The organism is Actinotignum schaalii FB123-CNA-2, from assembly GCF_000411135.1.
GTDB lineage: Bacteria > Actinomycetota > Actinomycetes > Actinomycetales > Actinomycetaceae > Actinotignum > Actinotignum schaalii_A.
The window spans coordinates 520,457-540,923 of record NZ_KE150263.1 but is presented as its reverse complement, the minus strand read 5'-3'; the positions used below and the strand labels follow the sequence as shown (position 1 = coordinate 540,923).

Annotated in this window: 15 protein-coding genes; 7 read left to right on the top strand and 8 right to left on the bottom strand. The window is 61.2% G+C overall.

Going from position 1 to position 20,467, the window contains the following annotated elements:
- Positions 1 to 33: 33 nt before the first annotated feature.
- The 4 genes from HMPREF9237_RS07595 to HMPREF9237_RS07580 all read right to left on the bottom strand — a co-directional run bounded on the left by HMPREF9237_RS07595 (position 34) and on the right by HMPREF9237_RS07580 (position 3,406).
- The gene (locus HMPREF9237_RS07595; RefSeq protein ID WP_016443160.1) at positions 34 to 1,113 is read right to left on the bottom strand and encodes an acyltransferase family protein; all 1,080 of its coding nucleotides are present in this window, start codon (positions 1,111 to 1,113) and stop codon (positions 34 to 36) included.
- A gap of 87 nt (positions 1,114 to 1,200) precedes the next feature.
- Positions 1,201 to 2,268: an NAD-dependent epimerase/dehydratase family protein gene (locus tag HMPREF9237_RS07590; protein ID WP_016443159.1), complete on the bottom strand. Its 1,068-nt coding sequence runs from the start codon at positions 2,266 to 2,268 to the stop codon at positions 1,201 to 1,203.
- Positions 2,269 to 2,301: 33 nt separating this feature from the next.
- The gene (locus HMPREF9237_RS07585) at positions 2,302 to 2,676 is read right to left on the bottom strand and encodes a DUF2304 domain-containing protein (RefSeq protein ID WP_231366720.1); all 375 of its coding nucleotides are present in this window, start codon (positions 2,674 to 2,676) and stop codon (positions 2,302 to 2,304) included.
- Entirely contained in the window at positions 2,651 to 3,406 is a 756-nt protein-coding gene (locus tag HMPREF9237_RS07580) for a glycosyltransferase family 2 protein (RefSeq protein WP_016443157.1), read from the bottom strand. Before HMPREF9237_RS07580 ends, HMPREF9237_RS07585 begins: the two co-directional genes overlap by 26 nt.
- Positions 3,407 to 3,532: 126 nt before the next feature.
- Between HMPREF9237_RS07580 and HMPREF9237_RS07575 the strand changes: the two genes are divergently transcribed.
- Positions 3,533 to 4,951: a glycosyltransferase family 39 protein gene (locus tag HMPREF9237_RS07575; RefSeq protein WP_016443156.1), complete on the top strand. Its 1,419-nt coding sequence runs from the start codon at positions 3,533 to 3,535 to the stop codon at positions 4,949 to 4,951.
- Between the two features lie 136 nt (positions 4,952 to 5,087).
- Here the strand turns inward: HMPREF9237_RS07575 and HMPREF9237_RS07570 are convergent, their stop codons facing one another.
- Together HMPREF9237_RS07570 and HMPREF9237_RS07565 are read right to left on the bottom strand one after the other, a co-directional pair.
- Positions 5,088 to 7,535: a glycosyltransferase gene (locus HMPREF9237_RS07570; protein ID WP_016443155.1), complete on the bottom strand. Its 2,448-nt coding sequence runs from the start codon at positions 7,533 to 7,535 to the stop codon at positions 5,088 to 5,090.
- Positions 7,532 to 9,055 (bottom strand): hypothetical protein, encoded by a 1,524-nt coding sequence (locus tag HMPREF9237_RS07565; RefSeq protein ID WP_016443154.1) that lies wholly within the window; start codon positions 9,053 to 9,055, stop codon positions 7,532 to 7,534. Before HMPREF9237_RS07565 ends, HMPREF9237_RS07570 begins: the two co-directional genes overlap by 4 nt.
- A gap of 228 nt (positions 9,056 to 9,283) precedes the next feature.
- On the opposite strand from HMPREF9237_RS07565, the gene HMPREF9237_RS07560 reads away from it, so the two are divergent.
- Genes HMPREF9237_RS07560 through HMPREF9237_RS07550 form a run of 3 tightly spaced genes read left to right on the top strand, consistent with a single transcriptional unit; the run spans position 9,284 to position 13,369 of the window.
- Positions 9,284 to 10,210, top strand: coding sequence for an ABC transporter permease (locus HMPREF9237_RS07560; RefSeq protein ID WP_016443153.1), 927 nt, complete (start codon positions 9,284 to 9,286; stop codon positions 10,208 to 10,210).
- Between the two features lie 24 nt (positions 10,211 to 10,234).
- Positions 10,235 to 11,485 (top strand): polysaccharide ABC transporter ATP-binding protein, encoded by a 1,251-nt coding sequence (locus tag HMPREF9237_RS07555; protein WP_016443152.1) that lies wholly within the window; start codon positions 10,235 to 10,237, stop codon positions 11,483 to 11,485.
- Between the two features lie 45 nt (positions 11,486 to 11,530).
- Positions 11,531 to 13,369 (top strand): hypothetical protein, encoded by a 1,839-nt coding sequence (locus HMPREF9237_RS07550; protein WP_016443151.1) that lies wholly within the window; start codon positions 11,531 to 11,533, stop codon positions 13,367 to 13,369.
- A 51-nt stretch (positions 13,370 to 13,420) separates the two neighbouring features.
- On the opposite strand, the gene HMPREF9237_RS07545 is transcribed toward HMPREF9237_RS07550, so the two are convergent.
- On the bottom strand, positions 13,421 to 15,472 hold the full coding sequence (locus HMPREF9237_RS07545) for a glycosyltransferase (protein ID WP_016443150.1): 2,052 nt from the start codon (positions 15,470 to 15,472) through the stop codon (positions 13,421 to 13,423).
- Positions 15,473 to 15,689: 217 nt separating this feature from the next.
- On the opposite strand from HMPREF9237_RS07545, the gene HMPREF9237_RS07540 reads away from it, so the two are divergent.
- From HMPREF9237_RS07540 to HMPREF9237_RS07530, 3 genes are read left to right on the top strand one after another with little or no spacing between them, the layout of a single operon-like run.
- Positions 15,690 to 16,754, top strand: coding sequence for a glycosyltransferase family 2 protein (locus HMPREF9237_RS07540; protein WP_016443149.1), 1,065 nt, complete (start codon positions 15,690 to 15,692; stop codon positions 16,752 to 16,754).
- Complete coding sequence (locus HMPREF9237_RS07535; protein WP_016443148.1) at positions 16,751 to 17,953, top strand: glycosyltransferase family 4 protein; 1,203 nt, start codon at positions 16,751 to 16,753, stop codon at positions 17,951 to 17,953. Before HMPREF9237_RS07540 ends, HMPREF9237_RS07535 begins: the two co-directional genes overlap by 4 nt.
- Entirely contained in the window at positions 17,950 to 18,873 is a 924-nt protein-coding gene (locus HMPREF9237_RS07530) for a lysylphosphatidylglycerol synthase domain-containing protein (RefSeq protein ID WP_016443147.1), read from the top strand. The genes HMPREF9237_RS07535 and HMPREF9237_RS07530 overlap by 4 nt, the downstream gene beginning before the upstream one ends.
- Here HMPREF9237_RS07530 and HMPREF9237_RS07525 read toward each other — a convergent pair.
- Entirely contained in the window at positions 18,787 to 20,421 is a 1,635-nt protein-coding gene (locus tag HMPREF9237_RS07525) for a hypothetical protein (RefSeq protein ID WP_016443146.1), read from the bottom strand. The two genes, HMPREF9237_RS07530 and HMPREF9237_RS07525, sit on opposite strands and share 87 nt — an antisense overlap.
- Positions 20,422 to 20,467: the final 46 nt, after the last annotated feature.

Below are 20,467 nucleotides of genomic sequence, written 5' to 3'. Positions count from 1 at the left end.
ACGCACGCCCCGCAGCGCGCATATTCGCACCCACTAGCGCGCCGGCGCGCGCAACTCCCCGAAGGGATTCTTTTTACCGCGCGAAGCCCGCATGGCCGGCCGTTCCACCAGGAACCAGGAGAATGCCGCGCCCAGGGCGGTGAGCACGAAAAGAACCGCGCAGAAAACGAGGTAGGGGGCTGCGGCTGCCAGCCCGAGGCGGGTGAGTAGCTGGGTGAGCGGGAACCCCCAAATGTAGATGCCGTAGCTGAAATCGTGGACCTGGAAGAGGCGCGGGGAGGGGAGTGCCTGCCCGATCCACAGCAGCACGTAGGTGAGCAGCGGTGCGGAAATCTGCGGCCCGGAATGCGGGGCCACCACCATAATCGCCACGGCCGCAACCGTTGCACCCAGCGCACCCCAGGTGGTGAGACTGAGGCGGTCTTTGGCCAGGAAGAGCAGGGAGCCACCGAAGAAGAACGGTAGCAAGCGCGAGAGCTGGTCGAGGGTGCCGTTCATCGTGCCCAGGTAAACCGTGGCGGTGGGGAGGAAGACCCGCAGTGCGCAGGTGCCCAGGAAAATCACGGCCGTGGGCCAGATATGCCGCTTGAAGAAGGGGATGGTGAGCAGCGCGCCCACGATGAGGTAGCACACGAACTCGTAGTAGAGCGACCACAGCGAGCCGTTCCAGGCGATGGGATAGGGAACATTGTGGAGGGTATCCGCGATGCCCCACTGGTTCATGTAGAGGAAGAAATTGCCCAGGATATAGCTAATGGGAGTGGGGCCGGTGGTGAGGTAGCCGTCCAGGGTGCCATGATCGAGCAGATAGACAAACGGCGCGAGGAGGAAAGCTGTCACCACATTGATAAACAGAAAAGCCGGGAAAATCCGGACCACGCGGTTTTTGAGGTAGCGCCCCACGTCTGAACGCAGGCGCGCAGCGGTAATGAGATACCCGGAAATCATAAAGAAACCGAAAACAGCCCAGGCGCCCACAGATTCACCGGGTGTGATCTCGAACTCCCCGACGAGCTGGGTTACCGGCCCCACGTGGTGGAAAAGTACCATCAGCGCAAAGACCAGCCGAATCAGATTCAGCGAGTTATTGCGGGGGTCAAGCCATGTGCGCATACGTTCCTTCGCGTGGTCCCATCGCGGCGGAGCGACGACGCCGCAGTTGCCGGGTCGTCGCCGCACGCCGCGCTGCGGTTATCGGGTTTAGAGATACTGGGTCTGGGTGTTAATCCAGGAAGCAAGGCGCGTGAAGCCTTCCTCCACGTCCACTTCGGCCTCGAATCCGAGGAGTTCGCGGGCTGGCTCCGGATCTGCCCAGGCGTGGCGTACGTCGCCGTGGCGCCACTGGCCGGTGATCTTCGGTTCGGGAGCCCCGTAAATCTTCGCGATAATCTGGGCGGCTTCGAGGATAGTGGTGTAGTGGCCCGCTCCGATATCTACGGAAACACCCGGGCATTTCTCAATTTCAATCATCTTAATGAGGGCGCGGGCCACATCATCAATAATGATGAAATCGCGGCGGATGAGGCCGTCTTCATACACGGAAATTTGCTGTTTATTGTAGGCAACCCGGCAGAAGAGGGACATGATTCCGGTGTAGGGATTGGAGGGCGTTTGGCCCGGGCCGTATACGTTTTGCAGGCGCACAATCCCAATCTCACAGCCGAAAGCATCGCCCCACATGCGCAGGAGCTGTTCCTGGGCAATCTTGGTAACCGCATACACCGAGGAAGGATGGGGCTCCACCAGTGCGGCATTCATGGCCACCGGCTCGGCCTCCGGGAAATCCCATTCTTCTTGTTCAAACATGGCCACGGTACGCGAACCGGGGTAGAACAGCTCCCCGGCGTGCTCCCCGGACGTGTGCCGCCAGGCACCTTCGCCGTAGACCGCGCGCGAGGAGGCAAGAACAATGCGCTGCGGGATAACCTGGTGGCGCGCGAACGCATCAAGCATCGTGGTGGTGCCCACCACGTTCACGGAGGCGTGCCGGGTGGATTCGGTCAGGGACTGCCCGGTCCCGGTTTCTGCCGCCAAATGGACAACAACATCCGGGGTGAAGCGCTCCAGCAGGGCATCCCAGGCGGCCGGGTCGGTCACATCGGCCTCGTAGAGCTCCACGCGCTTATCGAAGCCGGCTGTGGGCTGATGATCCGGGTGGATCTGCGGATGCAGATTATCGAAAGCGATAACCTGCTCGTGATGGTCGGCGAGGTACGTTGACATCGCCGCCCCAATAAAACCGGCACCACCGGTGACAAGAATGCGCATGGAAGTCCTTCCTTTATTTGATGCACATGAAGTTTACGCCTCGGCTGGGGGCGCCGCGCGTTCCGCGCGTAGCAAAGCTATTTCTTCAGCCAAACGCCGCCGGTCTTCTTCTAACCGGGAGACGGCGGTAGAGAGCTGGATCGTCACCATGAGCAGCACGACGCACGCGATCACCAGAATCATATTGGAGGCGCGTTTGAAACCGAGGGCTTGGGAAACGAGGAAAACAACCTGGGGCCAGATCGAAATCACGAGCAGGCCGATGCCAATAAGGAACCAGATATACACGTAGGTTTGTTTCATCCGCCGCGAGCGCAGCAGGATGAACAGGTACACGAGGAAGATGATGCTCGCGGCGATCGGCAAGAGGCGGTAGAGCACGTTATTGCCTTCCTTCGGTTCCGTCAAGATCTTTTTGGGCGGGGCGGGTAGAGGCTACCGCCATGGCGATAATACCGCGCAGCAGCAGGCGTGCGGCCTTGAGTGGGTTATGGGAGGGAGTGCCGCCCTGCCGCTCGCGCATCTCCACCCCCACCTGGGTGACACGCAGCCCAGCTTTGCTGGCGATAATAAGCGCTTCGATGGTATCGCCCAGGTATTCGGCCGGGAGTTCGTCGGCGAGTACCCCGATGGCTTTCCGGTTCGTGAGCTTGAAGCCGGAGGTGGTATCTGTAAGCCTGGTGTGGTGCACGCGGGAGAGCACCTTGGAGAGGAATCGCATGGCCCAGGCGCGCGGTCCGCGCACCCGATAGGAGCCACGTTCTGCAAAACGCGCCCCGATAACGATATCGGCACCGGTGGCATCCATCTGTTCGAGGAGGCGGGCGATATCTTCGGGGCGGTGCTGGCCATCGGCATCTACCTGCACGGCACGGTCAAAACCGTGGCGCCAGGCATACAGGTAGCCGGTGCGCATGGCCCCGCCCACCCCGAGGTTAATGGGCAAATTGAGGACAGTTGCGCCACCGGCCGCGGCCACCTGCGCGGTAGCATCCCGGGAACAATCGTTGATGACCACGAGGGATGCGTGCGGAACTGCCTGGCGTAATTCGGTGAGAACCGCCGGCAGCGCCTCTTCTTCATTCCACGCCGGAATGAGGACGACGAGACGTGGGGGCCTGTCTTGCTCAGAAGTCATTCTTTGATTTTAGGCCATTTAAGCCCGGGCTTGAACGAGCGCTCGTGCTGTGTGCCCTATATGAGGGGTGGTACTTCGCGATAAGATAACGCGGCAAGTGAAACGTTGTCCATCTCAAGGAAATTCATGGTTGCAGCCACACACGTAGATGTTCGGACGCCCCAGGCCGATTCGTCTTCTCAGCACTCTAAGCATCGGGCGGCTCTGGTATCGCGGCTGCGCAGAATCAGCGCCGGGCGCCCCTGGGTGGTGTGGTTAGCCGTCCTGGTGTTCTTCGGGATTCTGGGTGGGGCACTCAATCTTCATTTCATCACCACCAATCCACACCTTTCTCCTTTCGATGAATACGTCTACCTCGACGCGGTGGATAAAGCCGGGCGCGGGATTGTAGTACGCGATGGGATGACCACGGATTCCTATGCCCGTGAGGTGCTTGCTTGCCTCGGTTTCGGTTCCAACCCGGTCAGCTCGGCAACCATCGGGGTGTGCGGGGGAGATTTCCCCGAGGATAAGCTCCCCTTCGCCGGCTACACCACCGCCGGAGTACATTCGCCGGTTTACTATTTTGTGACCGCGTGGCTGGCTAAGCCGTTTATGATGCTCGGGATGGGTTTGCTGGGTAGCGCTCGCCTCACCAGCGTGCTCTGGTTGGTGCTGGGGATGACGGTCCTTGCCTGGGGGATGCGCCGCGTTGGTGCCACCTGGGCGATGGCGCTCACGGTGCCGCTCCTCATCACCTCCATGCCGACTTTCCGCACCACGAATTGCTATATCACCCCGGATGCGCTCAATCTCCTGGTGGGCACCCTCATTATTTTCGGAAGTATTTTCTACGCGCGCCGCCAGTGGTCGATCAGCTGGCTCATTGTCATCTCCGCGGTGGCCTGCGTGGTGAAAATGCAAAATATTTTCGCGGTGGTGGCTGTCCTGATCTTCCTGGTGTGGTACCGGATACGGCCCGGGCACGGTTGGGGGAAGAAGGCTGCTGCGGAGCCTGCCACCTTGCCGCGCTGGTGGGAAATTGGTGCCCTCGGGCTGGTGTCCGCGGTGGCGGGCGGGGCCTGGTTGGTTATCCGCACCTTCATTCCGGTGGCACACCCGGATATTGTGGTGGATCCAACCGGGGTACTCGATCTGCGCCAGCTGCCCTATATGACCGATGATGCGCTGCAAATTGTTTTCGCTGGTATTGGTGGGACGGCCGAGCAATATCCGAAGTCACCCTTCGCGAGCGTGGCGCTCTGGCTGGGAATTACCGCCATTGTGTGCGTGGCCTGGATCCTGGAACGCCACTCTACTGTGGAGCAGCGTTTCTGCCAGGCAGCCGCGGTGTCCTTCCTCGGTATCGCGCCGGGGGTGGTGCTCGGTTTCAATATCCTCGCCGGCTCGCTCACCTTTATGCAGCACCGCTACGGGATGGTTCTTATCCCGCTCTTCTGCGCTGCTGCTGCCTGGATTAAGCTGCGCCATTCCGTGACCTGGGGCCTGGCAATTGTGACCGCCTGCATGTACGGCTACGCCCTCATTATTCCCTCGGCAACGTAGCGCGGCGCGGCAGCGCGTCGTGGCAACGTAGCAGCTTGCCTACAATGCCGCCGGTACGGTGATGCCCGCGGAGCGCGAAGAGCGATCCGCGGGCATCTGTGCACCTACCGTAGGCGCACCAGGCGTCCTAGATGTCCTAGATGTATTTACGCAGCCGGGACTTCACCTTGGAGGCCAGCATCTTCGGGCCGCCGGTGCGCAGGTAATCCACCACGAGTTTGAGATCGCGCACCGGGTTGAAACCGGGGTCGATAAAGCCGAGCATGGTTCCCGGCACATCGTCGCCGGTGCGGAAAGCCAGATCCGCGGCCCGGCGCGGGTGCCGGCAGAACTCCAGCAGCGGGGCCAGCGCCCGATCCCAGTGGAACTGCTGGGCGAAACCGGCAATATTCGCACGCGCGCGGGCCGCTGCGGCGTCGTCGTATAACAGTGTTTCGAGCGCGGCGGCCAGGGCCTCCACGTCACGCGGGGGTACCGAGATACCGATGCCTTCGCTGTCGAGGGCATTCCCGAAGGAATCCCCGCTGGTCGCCACGATGGGTAGCCCCGCCCACAGGTAGTCGAGGATGCGGGTACGGAAGGAGAATTGGGTTTCCACGTGCTCGAAATGGGTGGAGACCCCCACGTTTGCGTCCAGCAGATAGTTCTGGCGTTCGTGGTAGGGAACCCAGTCGTGGTTGAAGAATACGAAGCGGTTGGTGAGCTCCAGCTCGTCGGCCAGGGCCACAGCTTCGGAGGCGACCCGCATGGCCGGCACCCCCGGATTCGGGTGTTTCATCCCGAGGAAGTAGAGGCGCACATCCGGGTGGGTGCGGGAAAGCTGAGCGACCGCGCGGATAAGGGAGAGCGGGTCGAACCAGTTATAGACCCCGCCGCCCCACAGGATGACCTTGTCATCCATGCCGATACCGGGAACTTTCCCGCGGATGGCGTGTTCGGTTTGCCGGGGCGCTTCTTCGCCCAGGCCGAAAGGTGCAATATCGATAAGGCTGCGCACATCCGCGCCGTCGGGGAGGACATTGCGGTTGATGCGGCCCATGCTCGCCAGTTGCCCGAGCCAGAAGTTGCGCTGTTTATCCGAGGCACACAGGAATTTATCGGCGCGGGCCAGCTGCCGGTTGAGTACGCCGGTCACGCCGGTAATGGAGCGTTCGCGGCCCTCCGGGCCCTGATCGCGGGCCTGTTCGAGCTGCTCGAGGTGCATGGGATCGTAGATATCGGCCACGATGATCTTTTCCGAGCTCATGAGCCACGGGGCGCTTTCCAGTAGGAAACCCTGGAAGATAATGACATCTGCCCAATCGGTGCAGGCGCGCAGGGTATCGGTATCGCCATTGTGGATCTCAAAGGCCTGGGGGGCTACCTTTCCCACGCCGGCCGTGGAACACAACCGCACCGGGTGCTCGAGTGCCAGGCGAGTGCACATCTCCCAGGCGCGGATAGCCGGACCGGCCATTTTCTCGCCGATGGGTTCGCCGGTCACCACCAGTACCTTCGCCTGCCCGGAAAAACGCTTCGCGATGCCGAAGAAACGCGCCAGCGCCTCGTGGAGATCCAGGTAGCGCGGCAGCGGATAGGCCGGCTCCATGGCATTACGCATGAGGGTAATAATCTCCGCATCGGACTTCTTGCGCCCGGCCTGGATCTCCCGGCGCGATTCCACGAGGGAAGGCAAAATATCGCGGAAATACGAGACCGCGTAGGGCGCGGTGGCCGCCATTTTCGTAATGGTCCCCTCAGCCGCGCGGTAAGAATCCGGGCCGCGGTGCTCCTCCACTTCGCTGCGTTCCGCGCTGCGCTCCAGGGCGAAAGCGAGGGCGGGAGCGAAAACAGTGCGGAGCAGATCATCCCCGAGATTCTTGTACAGGCAGGCTAGCGCATTGCGTTCCAGGAAGTACGTTTCCCGGAAATTCCCGAACTTCTTCATGGTGACGTGGTGGCGGTGGTAGGCCACCGACTCGGGTACGTAGCGCACATCGTATCCGGCCAGGTTGGCGCGCCAGCCGAAATCGGCATCCTCGTAGAACATGAAGTAGCGGTCATCGAAACCGCCCAGTTCCTCGAAAACGCGGCGCGGCACGAACATAGCGGCCCCGGTGGGGAAGAGCACATTCTTCGGGGTATCCCAGGCGCCGGTATCCTCGCGTTCCGCCTCGCGCTTATAGCCCATCCCGAACCACGTCATCGAGGAATCGACGAAATCGATTCTGTCGCCCTCCCAGGTGAGCACCTTGGAGGCCACGCAGCCCACCTTCGGGTCCGCCGCAATCGCCTCCACCGCGGCACGAATCCACTTTTTACCGGGCCGGGCATCATTATTGAGGAAAGCCACAATGTCCCCGCGGGAATGCTCCACCCCGAAATTGCAGCCCCCGGTGAAGCCCAGGTTGGCACCCGATTGCAGCACCTGGCAGTCAGGCAGCTCGGCGCGCAGACGCTCGAAAGAACCATCCCCGGAATTATTATCAACGACGACGATCTCCAGATCCTGCGCCGGCCAATCACATTCACGCAGGTAGTGCGCGGCGGCAATCGTATCCTCCGCCCCGCGGAAATTGACAAGAATAACGGAAACAGAGGTCACTTGCGTTCTCCCTTGAGAGTGCTGGCCAGGCCGCGCAGCGCGCGGCGTAGGTGGGGATGCTTGCGGGCACCGGGCTTGCCGGGCTCCTCGTACAATTGGGTGGTTTCCACCCGCTCATAGGCGTGGACGGGGGAGCGCAGCGCGGCGAGAGCCGCTGCAATACCGCCGTTTTCCTGAGCGACGAGGCTGGTGAGAGAGTGATCGTCGTCGTACGTATTCTGATCCAAGCGATAGTTCCCGGACAGAGCCCCGAGCACAAAATCACGCTGGGCGGTATCCGCGGTAATAACGCGGTCCGCAACGGTAAGAGTTTCGTTGAGAACGCTGGCGTTCGCCCCCACGCTCTCCGTGCCGGTGACCCCCACCCAATCGGTGCGGACCATCGCGGTGAGATTCGCGGTGGCGACATCGGCAATGACCACCCCGTGGTTCCCGCTCCACGGAACGGCACGGGCCGGAAGATTGAGAATATAGGTCACCGCAATTGTTTCGACGGCGCTGGCAAGAGTGCGACGGGCCGGTTGGAACGGTGCGGTGGGATCGGCGCCGCGCTCGCTGAGCTCTTTGCTTTCCGGATCCCACAGGTAGAGCGGCTCGTGGATTTCGGTGGCGATCCGGGTGAAACGGGCACGGGCCGCGGTATCGGAACCGGCCACCGCGAAAGCGATACTCGGCTCATGATCACGGCGGATATCCGCGAAAGCCGTTTCCAGGAAGTCCCGTTCGGAGGTGGGGATCCCGGCGCTGGCCCAGACCCGGTCAAGGAAATCAGCTACGTAGGGCAGGCGGCGATCCGGGATACGGGCGGCGGCAAGAGCCGCTTCATTCCGGCTTTCTAAGCCGGCCAGGGAGGCACTCCAGTCACGCACCACCTGGGCACCGCTGAAGGTGGTGGAGGGGACGTGAAGTAAGGGCTCGGCGTCGTTCCCGGGGCGACGGGCAAGATCCAGGGCGGCGGTATCCACCCCGGAGTTGCGGAGCGGGTGATCGATAAGCGCGGTGAAAAGCGGGGTGAGGAATTCCAGCTGGTAGGCCGGGGAAAGATTTTTCGTGAGGATGCGCAGGTACTCCACGGTATCGAGATCGGGGGTTCCGGCTTCGAGGAGCGTGGTAGTGCGCTGCTCACCGGGTACTCCGGCGGCGGTGAGGCGCCACTGGGCATCGACGGCCAGTGCGGGAAGCGAGAAGGCGGTATCGAGGCCACCGCACAGGTGGAGCGCCCGCGAATCAAAAGTATAGACCGGGGCGGGGACAGCGAGGACACCGCGAGATTCGGATGCGTTCGGTTTGTCAGCAAGCGAGGCACACCACGCGGTATTACGCCCCGGGGTGGCAAGGAGCTGAGCGAGAGCTGTTTTTGTAACAGCACCGGGAGCGGTGACCACCGCGGTGATCGTTTCTCCCGCCGCGAGATCCGCGCGCGGGGCGGGCTGGCCCGCAATGAGCTCCGCAACACGGTAGGGGAGGGCCCGCGCTAAAGCCGGCCCGGCTCCGGCGGGAACAAGAACACAAACACTCATGACTGCCTATCATCCTCCGCGGGGCGGCAAGCGCGGCTCGCGTAGCCGCGGCGGCTCCCGGGTGAAACTTACTTTCTCTATCGTACAAGGCGACGCGAGATGGCGCTGACATCACGGGGCTGTGCGCGGCTTGGCCCGCAGCTGGGTAATATGAGACAGATAGGTGCATACGCGCGGCTCACCCGGGTGGGTAGTGAAGGGCGCGAATGCCGGCAGGAAAGGTCGGGTATGGCAGCAGAGCGCGAACGCGAGGTGAGCCCCGAAGCGCAGGCACGCTTCGAGAAACTCGCCGGCCAGGATCTCACGCGCGTGGCTATTGACACCGGGTTCTTCAGTGGCTGGAGGGCGTCCGTCCGCGATATTTTCGACCATCGCCACCTCTTGGGCCTGCTCACCCGGCGCGAACTCAAAGCACGCTACAAGGATTCGGTGCTCGGGTACGTCTGGACCCTGGTCCGGCCCCTTATTAACCTGCTCATCTACTACTTCGCTATCGGCAAGGTTCTCGGAGCGGAGCGTGCCATTCCTGATTTCGCTATTTACGTTTTCGCGGGCCTGACCGCCTGGGGGCTTTTTTCCCAGATCGTGGCGGCTTCCACCGGCGCGATCGTAAGTAATTCCGGGATTGTCAAAAAGGTGTATCTCCCGCGCGAAATCTTCCCGCTCTCCGCGGCCGGCGCTGCCTTTGTGGACTTCCTCTCCCAGCTGGCTATTTTGGTATGCGGAGCTCTTATTATTCGCGGGGTGCCGTGGGGGAGTGCCCTCATCTACTTCCCGCTCTCCCTGGCCGTGGTGGTGGTGTGGGCGGTGGCCTTCGGGCTGTTCCTCTCCGCCGCGAATGTTTATCTGCGGGATGTGCAATACCTCGTGGAAGTTATTCTCCTCATTGGTTTCTGGCTTACCCCCTCTGTCTATTCTTTCGCGATGATTGCCGGAGCAGCCCCCAGCTGGATGATTAACCTTTATCTCCTCAACCCCACCTCGGTGGCGGTGATGGGCTTCCAGCATTCCTTCTGGGCGGCCGGGCAGGATGCCCTGCTGCCCTCCCATCTCCTCACCCGCCTAGGAATTTTCCTTATCATTGGGCTGGTGTTGCTCTGGCTCGCGCAGCGCTACTTCGCCCGCATGCAACGCAATTTCGCGCAGGAACTCTAAAGGAAAGGCGGGTCAAGGATTCTCATGTCACGTCCCGACGTCATTCAAGTTGACGGAGTTTCGAAGAAATTCATCGTCCACAAAGATAAATCCCTCAAGGAACGCCTGGTCAATGCGGCGCGTTCGCGTACTCACGCGGAAGAATACTGGGCGCTCAAGAATGTTTCCTTCAGTGTGGCCGCTGGGGAATCAGTGGGCCTGGTGGGGGCGAACGGTTCGGGTAAATCCACCCTCCTCAAAGTGATCGGTGGGATCCTCACCCCCGATGCCGGGCAGGTCCGCACCCGCGGGCGCATGGCGGCGCTCCTCGAATTGGGTGCCGGTTTCCATCCTGACCTTACCGGCATGGAAAATATTTATCTCAACGCTTCTATTCTGGGCCTATCCGAAGCGGAAATCGACGCTCAGCTCGATTCCATTATCGAGTTTTCCGGCATCCGGGATTTCATCCACACCCAGGTGAAGTTCTATTCCTCCGGTATGTACGTACGTTTGGCTTTCGCGGTGGCGGTGCATTCCGACCCGGATATCCTCCTCGTGGACGAAGTCCTCGCGGTGGGTGATGAACCTTTCCAAAAGAAATGCATGGAGAAAATTCGCCAATTCCAGCGCGAAGGGCGTTCCATTATTCTGGTGTCACATTCCGCGGCGCAGGTCATCGAGGTGTGTGATCGCGCCGTCGTTCTGGATAAAGGTGCCATGGTCATGGTGGGGGATGTGCGCGATGCGATGTCCCGTCTCCACCAGGGCTACCAGGAACAAATGCTCGCCGAACTCGCGGAAAAGAACGGCGGGGTCCTCACCGCGGTGGATACCCACCCGTGCAGTATTGACAACGCCGCGATTGTGGACGGGGTGCGTACCTCGGACGACGGGCTTTTCGTGCATATTTCCGGGGATACCATGCGCATTGCCTTCGATCTGGTGGCCCACGAGCCCATGCGCGATTACGGTGTGGTGGTGGAAATCGCCACCATGAATGAGGGCACCCCGGTTTTCGGGATGTCCAGCCGTCGCCTCCAACTTCCCCTCCCCGCGGTGGATAGCGGCCACGCCACGATTATGGTTGTTCTCCCCGATTTGCATATTGGCGAGGGGGACTACATCGTCAATCTCGCAATTCTCAACAGCGCGGATATTGAAATTGAGCGGCGTAATAGCGTCGCGCTCTTTACCACCAAATCCGATGGTATGACCACGGGATTCGTCAAGACCTTCCCCGAAGTCTATGTTCATAATGTTAAGATCGAGGCGGGGAGCGGAACCCAGCAGTAATACCGTTCGCGGCCACCACCGCTCCCGCGGATAGAGGGGAACCACGTGCCAATTATCGATGCCCACCCACGCAGAGCTCCGCTCCGGTGGCGTACCCGCGGATTCGCGGCCCTGGGCGCACTTCTCTACTCCATCGCACTCTCCTTTATTTACGGCGTGAACGCGTGGGCCATCGGTCCGGTACATGCCTGGGTGGCCGACCTCGGGCGGCTGCAATGCGGAACTGAGTTTCCGCGCCTGTACCTGCAAGAAGGCCGCTGTCCGATCATCGGTTTCCCGGAGGGGACCGCCACGGTCAACGGCGGTGTTTTTAGCCGCGCGGCTACTTTCTTTGCATTAATATTTCCTGGCGACGCCGCAGCAGCGCTCTCTGCGTGGTATCTCATCTGGATCGTCCTGGCACTTGTGGGCGCGTACGGACTGTTCTACTGGCTCACCTCGCACCGCCTGATTGCCGGGATTGCGGCTGCGGTGTGGATGATCAACCCTTCCGTTATTGGCATGGGTAATTTTGGTACGACTTTCTGGGGTGCGCTACTCCTACCCGCCACTATCTACGTGGGCGTGGTGCTGCTGCGGTTCTGGCTGCGGCCACCCTGGTGGCGCCGGCTTCTCGCTTTGGCTGGCTGGTGTGGGGTTCTCACCTGGGCTGTTTTCCTTGATGGTTATTCTTTCGTCATGCTCGGTTTCACCGCCGGGGTGGTGGTTATTGTGTTACCGCTGCTGCGCGGGCGCAGCGGCCTGCGGGATGCTGGTCTGGGCTTTGCTTATATGGCGGTGGCGAGTGTTGTGGCATTGCTGCTTTATTACCGCAGTGCGGGCGGTGCGCTGGCCGGTATGGGCACCGGCGAAGATTTCTTCCGTTCCATGGGCGTGGATGTAGCTACCACGATTATCCCCACCTCGAGTGTGTGGTGGGCGGAGCTCCTTGGAATCGGGCTGGATGCCGATCTGCTATGGGGAGACGGCACGAATGTACGCTGGAATTACATCGGTATTACGGCTTTGGTGCTGCTCGTTTGCGTGCTGGTATGGGCGCGCGGGTCACGCCGCTACGTGCTGCTCTGGACCTTTGTGGCACTGGTGGCCTTTGTTATTGCCCTGGGGCCCTCCCTGAAATGGTGGGAAATCCGAGGGCCTTTGACCCCGCCGATTCAGGTGACTGATTATCTTATGCCCCGCTCGGAAGCCTTATGGACCTTCCCGTGGGCACCGCTCTACGAGGAGCTTCCCGGCCTTGATCTCATGCGGGCTATCTACCGCTGGATGCTGGTGGTTCGGCTGGCTCTGCTCGCGGCGCTCGCGAGCGGCATCAGCGCGCTGGTGCGCCGGGAAGCGCGAGGCAGCTGGCGGCGGGTGGCCTGCGGAATCGTGGCTGCGCTGGCGGTGCTGGCTTCCGCCCCGAACCTCGCGGGCTTGGCGGTAGGCTCCAGCGACCGGGCCGCCCATCTTGAGGCACTTATCGGTGAGATTCCAGAAAAACTTGATGCTGCCTTGCCGGACGATGCCGTGGTGGCTTTCAGTTCCCCGGTCTCGGGCGGTAATGATTTTCTGGCCGGGGTGATCGCGAGCGAATCTGACTTGGTCCTCTACAACACTTTCGGTGATAAAGACGTGGCCCGGGCTCGGGAAAACTGGACTCCGGAAATGCAGGACGTGATCGGCTCACACGCGAACTTTGGGCATTCGGTGTGGCAGGTGCTCTATACCGGGCAGGTGCAAGCGGTGGTCATCCCGAATTTTGATTTCCGCTGGGGAATCGAACAGGGATCCACGGATGCTTTCGCCGCAGAAGCGCAGGCGCTGCGTGAGCAGATTGCTTCCGACCCGCGCCTGCGGATAGAGCCGCACGCGGACTTCACCATCGTCACGCTGGCAGAATAGCTCATTGCGCACCAGCAGCAGGCCGGTGTGCCAGTTGAACCAGCGGCACGATCAGGCGCGCGTGATCCCCGCGAAATCAAAGGCAGCTGCGAGGTCCTGGTGGAGGCGGGGCACGCCCATAATCTCCTGGATATGGTGTTCACCCGCGGTAGAGAGACGCTCCCACAGCTCATCATCACGCATACCGTCCACGATAGCCCGGGCAAATTCCTCCGGGCTATTGGCGATCAGCGCGGTGTGGCGGTCTTCCAAACCCATGCCTTCAGCTCCGATATCGGTGGTCACGATAGGAACGCCCCAGGAGAGAGATTCCCCAACCTTGCCCTTCACTCCGGCACCGTAGCGTAGCGGCGCGATGGAGAGCCGAGCCGGATTATAAACATCAGCTAAATCAGCGGCGTAGCCGCACAGCTTCACGCCGTTCCCCTCGAAAACGCGCAGCGATTCCGGTGGGTTCTTTCCATACACATTCACCTCAACATTACCGAGTTCTTCACGCACCAACGGGTGTACCTCGGTGAAATACCAGTTCAGGCCATCCGCGTTCGGAGGATGGGCGAAAGAACCAATAAAACTAATGCTGCGCCGGCCCGTCAATCCCGCGGGGTGCTGCACCGGAACGTGCACATTCCCCACCACAAAGACCGGAAGTTCGGGATGGTCCGCGTGCAGCATCTTCGCTTCTTCGGAGGAAACAACCAGAGTGGCGGTGCTGGCCCGCATGACTCCGAGCTCCAATTCCTTGGTTTGATGCGCAGCGGTGATAAGAGCATCATCACCGGCAAGTTTCGCTTCGCGCAATTCGCGGGTGCCGTGTAGGTCTACCGTGTCAAAAATAACGGGGACGCCGGGAAGTGCGTGGGTGATGGGGAAGATGCTTGCCGCAGCCACTCCGACCCGGGAGAGTATTACTCCGCGCACATGTCCGCGTAGCAAGATGGTGAGGGCCTGGCCGCTAATATTCGCGCGGCCCATCTCGTTATACGTGTTGTAAACAACCTGGATGCCGTATCTGGTCAAATTTCCGACATAAGGTTCGTGGCGGGTTTTGTTTTGCGGAATGAAAACAGGCTGATATCCGAGCCGGAGTAGTTCCAGCAGAATCTGTTCCATTCGCACCGATCCGGAGTCCAGATCAGGGGTGATGACCGTACCGTCGCATACAATAACAACATTTTTGGTATGAACGGCGCGTTCGATTTCAAAATCGGGGTCCTCTTCTGGACTCAGCGGCTGCGAAGCCAGCTCGGCGGCCCATTTTTGCCGGAACTTATCCCGATTGATGACTTGGTAGCGTTTCGTTCCAGACGAGGTTTCCGTGCCGTTCGATACACCTTCGTGGTGAATAACGAGGGAACGCGGTTCGTAAACCGTGCGGTAGCCTAAGCGCCGCACTTCAAAAGCCAGATCGGTATCTTCGTAGTAGGCGGGGATATATCGCTCATCGAAGCCGCCCAGTTCATCAAGAATGGACTTGCGTACCGCCAAACACGCTCCGGAACAGTAATCGACATCCCGGAAATAGGTATAGGAGTGATTTTCGGGATTGTCTCCTTTCCCGTAATTCCAGGCGCTACCGTCAGAAAATACGACGCCGCCAGCCTCCTGTAAGGTGCCATCCGCGTACACCAAGCGCGCTCCCACCAGCCCAATGGTGGGATCTTCCATGCGTTCTACAATGGGGAGGAGCCAGCCGGGATTCACTTCGGTGTCATTATTGAGATAGACAACGATCTCACCGCGAGCATGCTGGAGCCCGGTATTACAGGCCCGAATAAAGCCGCCGTTTTGTGGCATATGAACAACACGCAAGCCGATAATACGATCCAGCTTCTTGCCGGTGGAATCTGGGGAGCAATCATCCACCGCGATGATTTCATAAGGAATATTCCCGGCCGTTGCCGCCAGTGCTTTCAGGCAGGCAAAGGTTTCCTTCCAATGCCCGTAGACCGGAATAATGATGGATACCAGCGGCCGCTCCGAGCAAGGAACCCGGTAGAGCACCTTCTGAAGTACCTTGCGCCCGGCAGCTTCCGCTCCCGGAACGTGGCGAAGCACGGAACGGAGGGCGGCCTTGGCCGAGGAAGAAGAAATATTCGTCACGGCGGAATCCTTTGGTTGAAGAGGCAGCATCGGCTTTCTGTTCTTTGAATTGTACTGTAGCGGCGTGCCGCGGCGCGGGAAGCGCGGAGCCTGCGGCGCAGGAAACGCTGCTGCGGTGCTGCCGTACTTCCACCATGCACCAGCGTATCTTCCCGTGAGAGCCCGCGGAGCTTGTTAGGCTAGGTGCTGGATAATCGCGAGTGCGGCGGAGAGGGATATGAAACTATTTGTGCAGGTTCCGTGTTTGAACGAGGAAAAGACCTTGCCCCTGGTGCTGGAGTCTATTCCTAAAGAAATCCCGGGCATCGATAGCATTGAGATCCTTATTATCGACGACGGCTCTACCGATGCCACCGTTGAAGTCGCCAAATCCTACGGGGTGAAACACTTCGTGCGCCACGCCCGCAACCAGGGCCTGGCCCGCTCCTTCCGGGACGGGGTGGAGTACGCGCTCGCGAACGGCGCGGATATTGTGGTGAATACCGACGGCGATAATCAGTACCCCCAGGAAGCCATCCCGGAACTGGTGGCTCCTATCGTGGCCGGGCGTGCCGATATCGTTATTGCCGACCGCCAAACCTCAAAAATCGCGCACTTCTCCCGCTTCAAAAAACTCATGCAGAATGTGGGTTCCCGGGTGGTTAACCGGGCGGCCGGCACCAAACTTCCGGACGCCGCCTCCGGATTCCGGGCCTACTCGAAGGGCGCGCTCTATCGCCTCAATGTGGTCACCCAATTCTCCTACTGCATGGAGACGATTATCCAAGCCGGAAATAAGCGCCTGCGTATCGACTCCGTACCCATCACCACCAACCCGAAAACCCGCGAATCGCGCCTGTTCTCCAATATTTTCCAGCATATGTTCAAATCCGGGACCGCGATTGTGCGCTCCTACCTCATGTTCAAACCCCATGTGCCTCTGGGGTGGACAGCGGCAATCACCGGGATCCTGGGCGCCATCCCCTTCATTCGCTTCCTCATCTTCTACTTCATGGGTCAGGGCGCCGGCCATATCCAATCCCTTATTTTCGGCTCGGCCATGATCGTGGCCTCGATTATCTCCATCACCATCCTCATCATCGCCGACCTCCTCAAAACCAACCGCGTCCTCCTCGAACAGCAACTAGAAGGCATCAAAGCCCTGCGTTTCGGCCCGCCGCGCCCGCTGGCTGCCGCGGCGAGCACCGACCAAGCCCCCAGTGCCCTCGACGCTCCCGAAATAGATGACCCAGATCACCCACATAATCCGGTTGCCGCCACGAACGGGGGAGCCACCCGGTGAGGATCCTCGGCTTCGGCACGTACAACACCGCGAACCACCCCCGGGTAGGGGTGCTACTGCGCGGGCTGGCCGAACACGGCCACACGGTCCGCGAACTCAATATTCCCCTCGATACCGGCACCGCCGGGCGGGTAGCAGCCCTCGCCAGTGCCCGCGGGGCGCTTTCTTTCGGGGCGGATATTGCCCGGCACTGGTGGCGGCTGGTGCGCGGGGCCCGGCGTTTCCGCGGCCCGCACGCCCCGGACGTTATTGTGGTGGGATACCTGGGCCATTTCGATGTTCTCCTGGCCCGCCTGCTCTTCCCTCGCACACCCATCGTGCTCGACCACCTCATTTTTGCCTCCACTACCGCCACCGACCGCGGCCTGAACAACGGCATCAAAGACCGCCTGCTGCGCACCCTGGATAGCGCCGCCATCCGCGCCTCCACCATTACGGTCCTGGATACCCCCGCGCACCTGGCGCACATGCCCGACTCCCTGCGTGCTCGTGGCGTCGTCGTGCCCGTGGGCTCGCCCGAAAGTTTCTTCGCGGCCCGCAGCCCGCATCCGGTTCACACCCCGCCCCGCGTGGTGTTCTACGGCCTCTTCACACCCTTGCAGGGCGCCGTCACGATTGCGCGCGCCCTACGCACCCTCGAGGAGCGCGGCGTGGATCTTGAGGTTACCCTCATCGGCACCGGTCAAGATTACGCTGACGTGCGCGCGATTCTCGCGGGCGAGGGAACCCACGTGCGGGTAATGTGGCGGGATTGGGTCGACGCCGTCGCGCTACCGCGCGCTATCGCCGGCCATGACCTCTGCCTGGGCATCTTCGGGACGTCGGATAAGGCCCAACGCGTGGTTCCCAATAAGGCATACCAGGGCATGGCCGCCGGTCTGGCCCTCATCACCTCGGATACCGCCCCGCAGCGCGAGATCCTTGGGGATGCCGCCCGCTATGTTCCGGCCGGGGATGCGAGCGCCCTCGCCGATATGCTGGAGCGCCTCGCCTCGGATCCCGAAGCCATCGCCGCGGCCCGCAACCGTTGCGGTGAGCGGGCTGATGTAGCTTTCCGCCCCGCTTACGTGGTACGTCCCCTCCTCGTCGCCCTTGACCGAGTGCCGGGTCGGTGCGGCACGAGACAAGATGCGGCACCCGGTGCCGCACTCAATCCCAGCGGAGCCTCCGACCGCACCGGTGAAAAGAGCCCTCGGTGAAAAAAATACTCAGCATCCTGCAAGCACCCCCCGTGCGGGCCGGCTTCATGATCCTCGCGGTTATTGCCGCGATCTGGGCTATCGTGGCGAACCGAGAGTCGGTGGGGGAGGCGCTCGCGGTGCTGCCCTGGTGGGTGAGCCTGGCCGGAATCGCACTTTCTTTGCTCTACGTGGTCTGCACGATGGTCTCCTGGCGCTACCTTCTCAATGACGTGGGCCAGCCCGTCCCCGCCCGGGTGGCTCGACGTATTTTTTATACTTCCCAGGTGGCAAAATATCTGCCCGGCGGAGTGTGGAATTTTGTAGCGGCCGCGGAAATGGGCGCGGCGCATTCCATTGCGCGGCGGCGCTCCTTCGTGGCGCTGCTCGTCTCCATGGTGGTTTCCATTGTTACCGGCCTGGTGCTGGCGGTTCTCGCGCTGCTCCTCGGCCCGGCCGGCCTCATGGCGGATTACGGCTGGCTAGCCCTGGCCATTCCCGTGGGGGTGGTGGCTCTTATCCCACCCGTCCTCAATAAGATCATCAGTTTAGGGCTAAAAATTCTGGGGCGCGGGCAACTGGAGGCACAGCTCAGCTGGCGCGGTACCGGCTTGGCAGCAGTGTGGGCGGCGGCCGGATGGCTTCTCATGGGTGCCCAGCTCTGGCTCATGCTCATCTACCAGGGCATGGCCGCTTCGCTGCCGACTTTCCTCCTCGCCACCGGCGGTTACGCGCTGGGCTGGACCGTCGGCTTCTTGGTGTTTTTCGTCCCGGCCGGGGTGGGGGTGCGGGAACTGGCTCTTGCCGCAGTCCTGTCTACCGCAGTAGGGAGCGGGCCGGTTGTCGTCGTCGTACTACTTTCGCGTGTTTTCACGACCCTCGCGGACGTGAGCCTCGGACTCCTCGCCGGTTTCGCTACGCGCCGTGAGGCCCGCCGCTAAAGTCTGCGGATGCAGATACTCGCGCCACGTGCGGCGCAGCGCACTCAGGTGCGGGCGGTAGCGGCGCACCACAAGATACGCAACCGCGCAGGAAAGTCCCACGCACAAAAGGAGACCCAGGAGCGCGCGGGGCGGCGTTGTCCACGCTACCGCGAAGACCGGGGTTCGCAAGCCCACATAAAAACGCCAGGCCATTCGCACCGTGAAATCAATGGTCGTCACGGCGAAAAGCAGCGCCCCGGCCAGGGAAAGAACCGGGATGAGGCGGGAGCCGCGCGCGAAATCCGTACGTTTCCGCAGGTCGTGATGTTGGAGGAGAGCCGCGGCGCAGGTCACCAAGAAAGGGAAAACGAAGGGGAACCAGTAGCGGCCCTGCCACATTACCAGCGGGATGCGATCCGCCACCGCGGTATTGAGGAGCAGGGCACTGAAAGGCAGCACCGCCACCCCGAAAATAACCGCGCGGCGGTGGTGGCGTGCGCCGGCCCGGTAGATCGCGATGAGTAGGCAGGCGAAGAAAACCACGTAGCACAGGGAGACCGGGCTGCTCGGCTCCACGTTACGCCAGCCCGCGGTGCCGATGGTTTCGTGGATGTAATAGGGCATGGTTCCTAGAATTTGCAGGCCCATGCGGAAAGCGCCCTTATTGGCCACCGGATCGGGAGCCTTCCCGTAGGTGGAGGCCAGGTAATTCCATCCGAACCAGGCTAGGCAGCCCAGGGCGCATAGCGCGAGGAAAATCCAGAATCCGGGAGTGCGCAGGTAACGTCGCACCGCGGTGCGCCCAAAAATAATTGCGAAAAGTAAACAGAGCAGTATTGCCCAGTAGGGACCCACCGGGCGCGCGCAAATGAGGGGGATAGCGGCCAGCCCCCCGCCAATCCAGCGCCATAGCTCCTCGCGGGCGGGAACCCGGTTGAGAAGGGGAAGAAGAAAACCGGTGAGGGCCAGGGCCGCCCCAATTTCCATCGATTGCGGATTGGAAAAACCGCTGAGGGAATAGAAACCCGGGGCAAGTAGGCCGATAGTGAGATAGGGAAGTGCGGCGCTGCGTAACCCCGCGTACAGAGAAGAAAAGCCGAGCGCGGCCAACCCGGCGAAAAGCCCGGCGGAGAGCACCCTGATACCCCAGAGCACATATTTCCCGGAGGCCAGCAGAAGGGGCCAATGGGTGAGGTAGTAGTAGAGCGGCGGGTAGTTAACCGCCGAGGTGCCCTGGGAGATGAGTTCGTCGTTCGTGGTGAAAATACGGGAACAGAAAGCGGTGGCAGCCGGGTCGTGGCGCCAGCAATCGGGGGCACCGCGACGCAAAAACGCGGGGGCATCCACGCGAATACTCTTCTGAGGGATTTGCCCGGTGACCACGGCATAACCGTAAATCTCATGCTGGGTTTCATCCGGGCCGCCGTTGAGCGGGGTGAGCAAACTGAGTCCCATCGCATAGATAAAGAAACCCACGAAGGCGAGGAGGAACATTTTCCCGTGCACTACCCGCCGGCGGTCCCGCGAAAAATCGATGGAACGCGCCTCAGCAGCATCGCCGCCCATGATCACCTCGATTAGTCATTGATTTACATACATTTCATAACAAGTA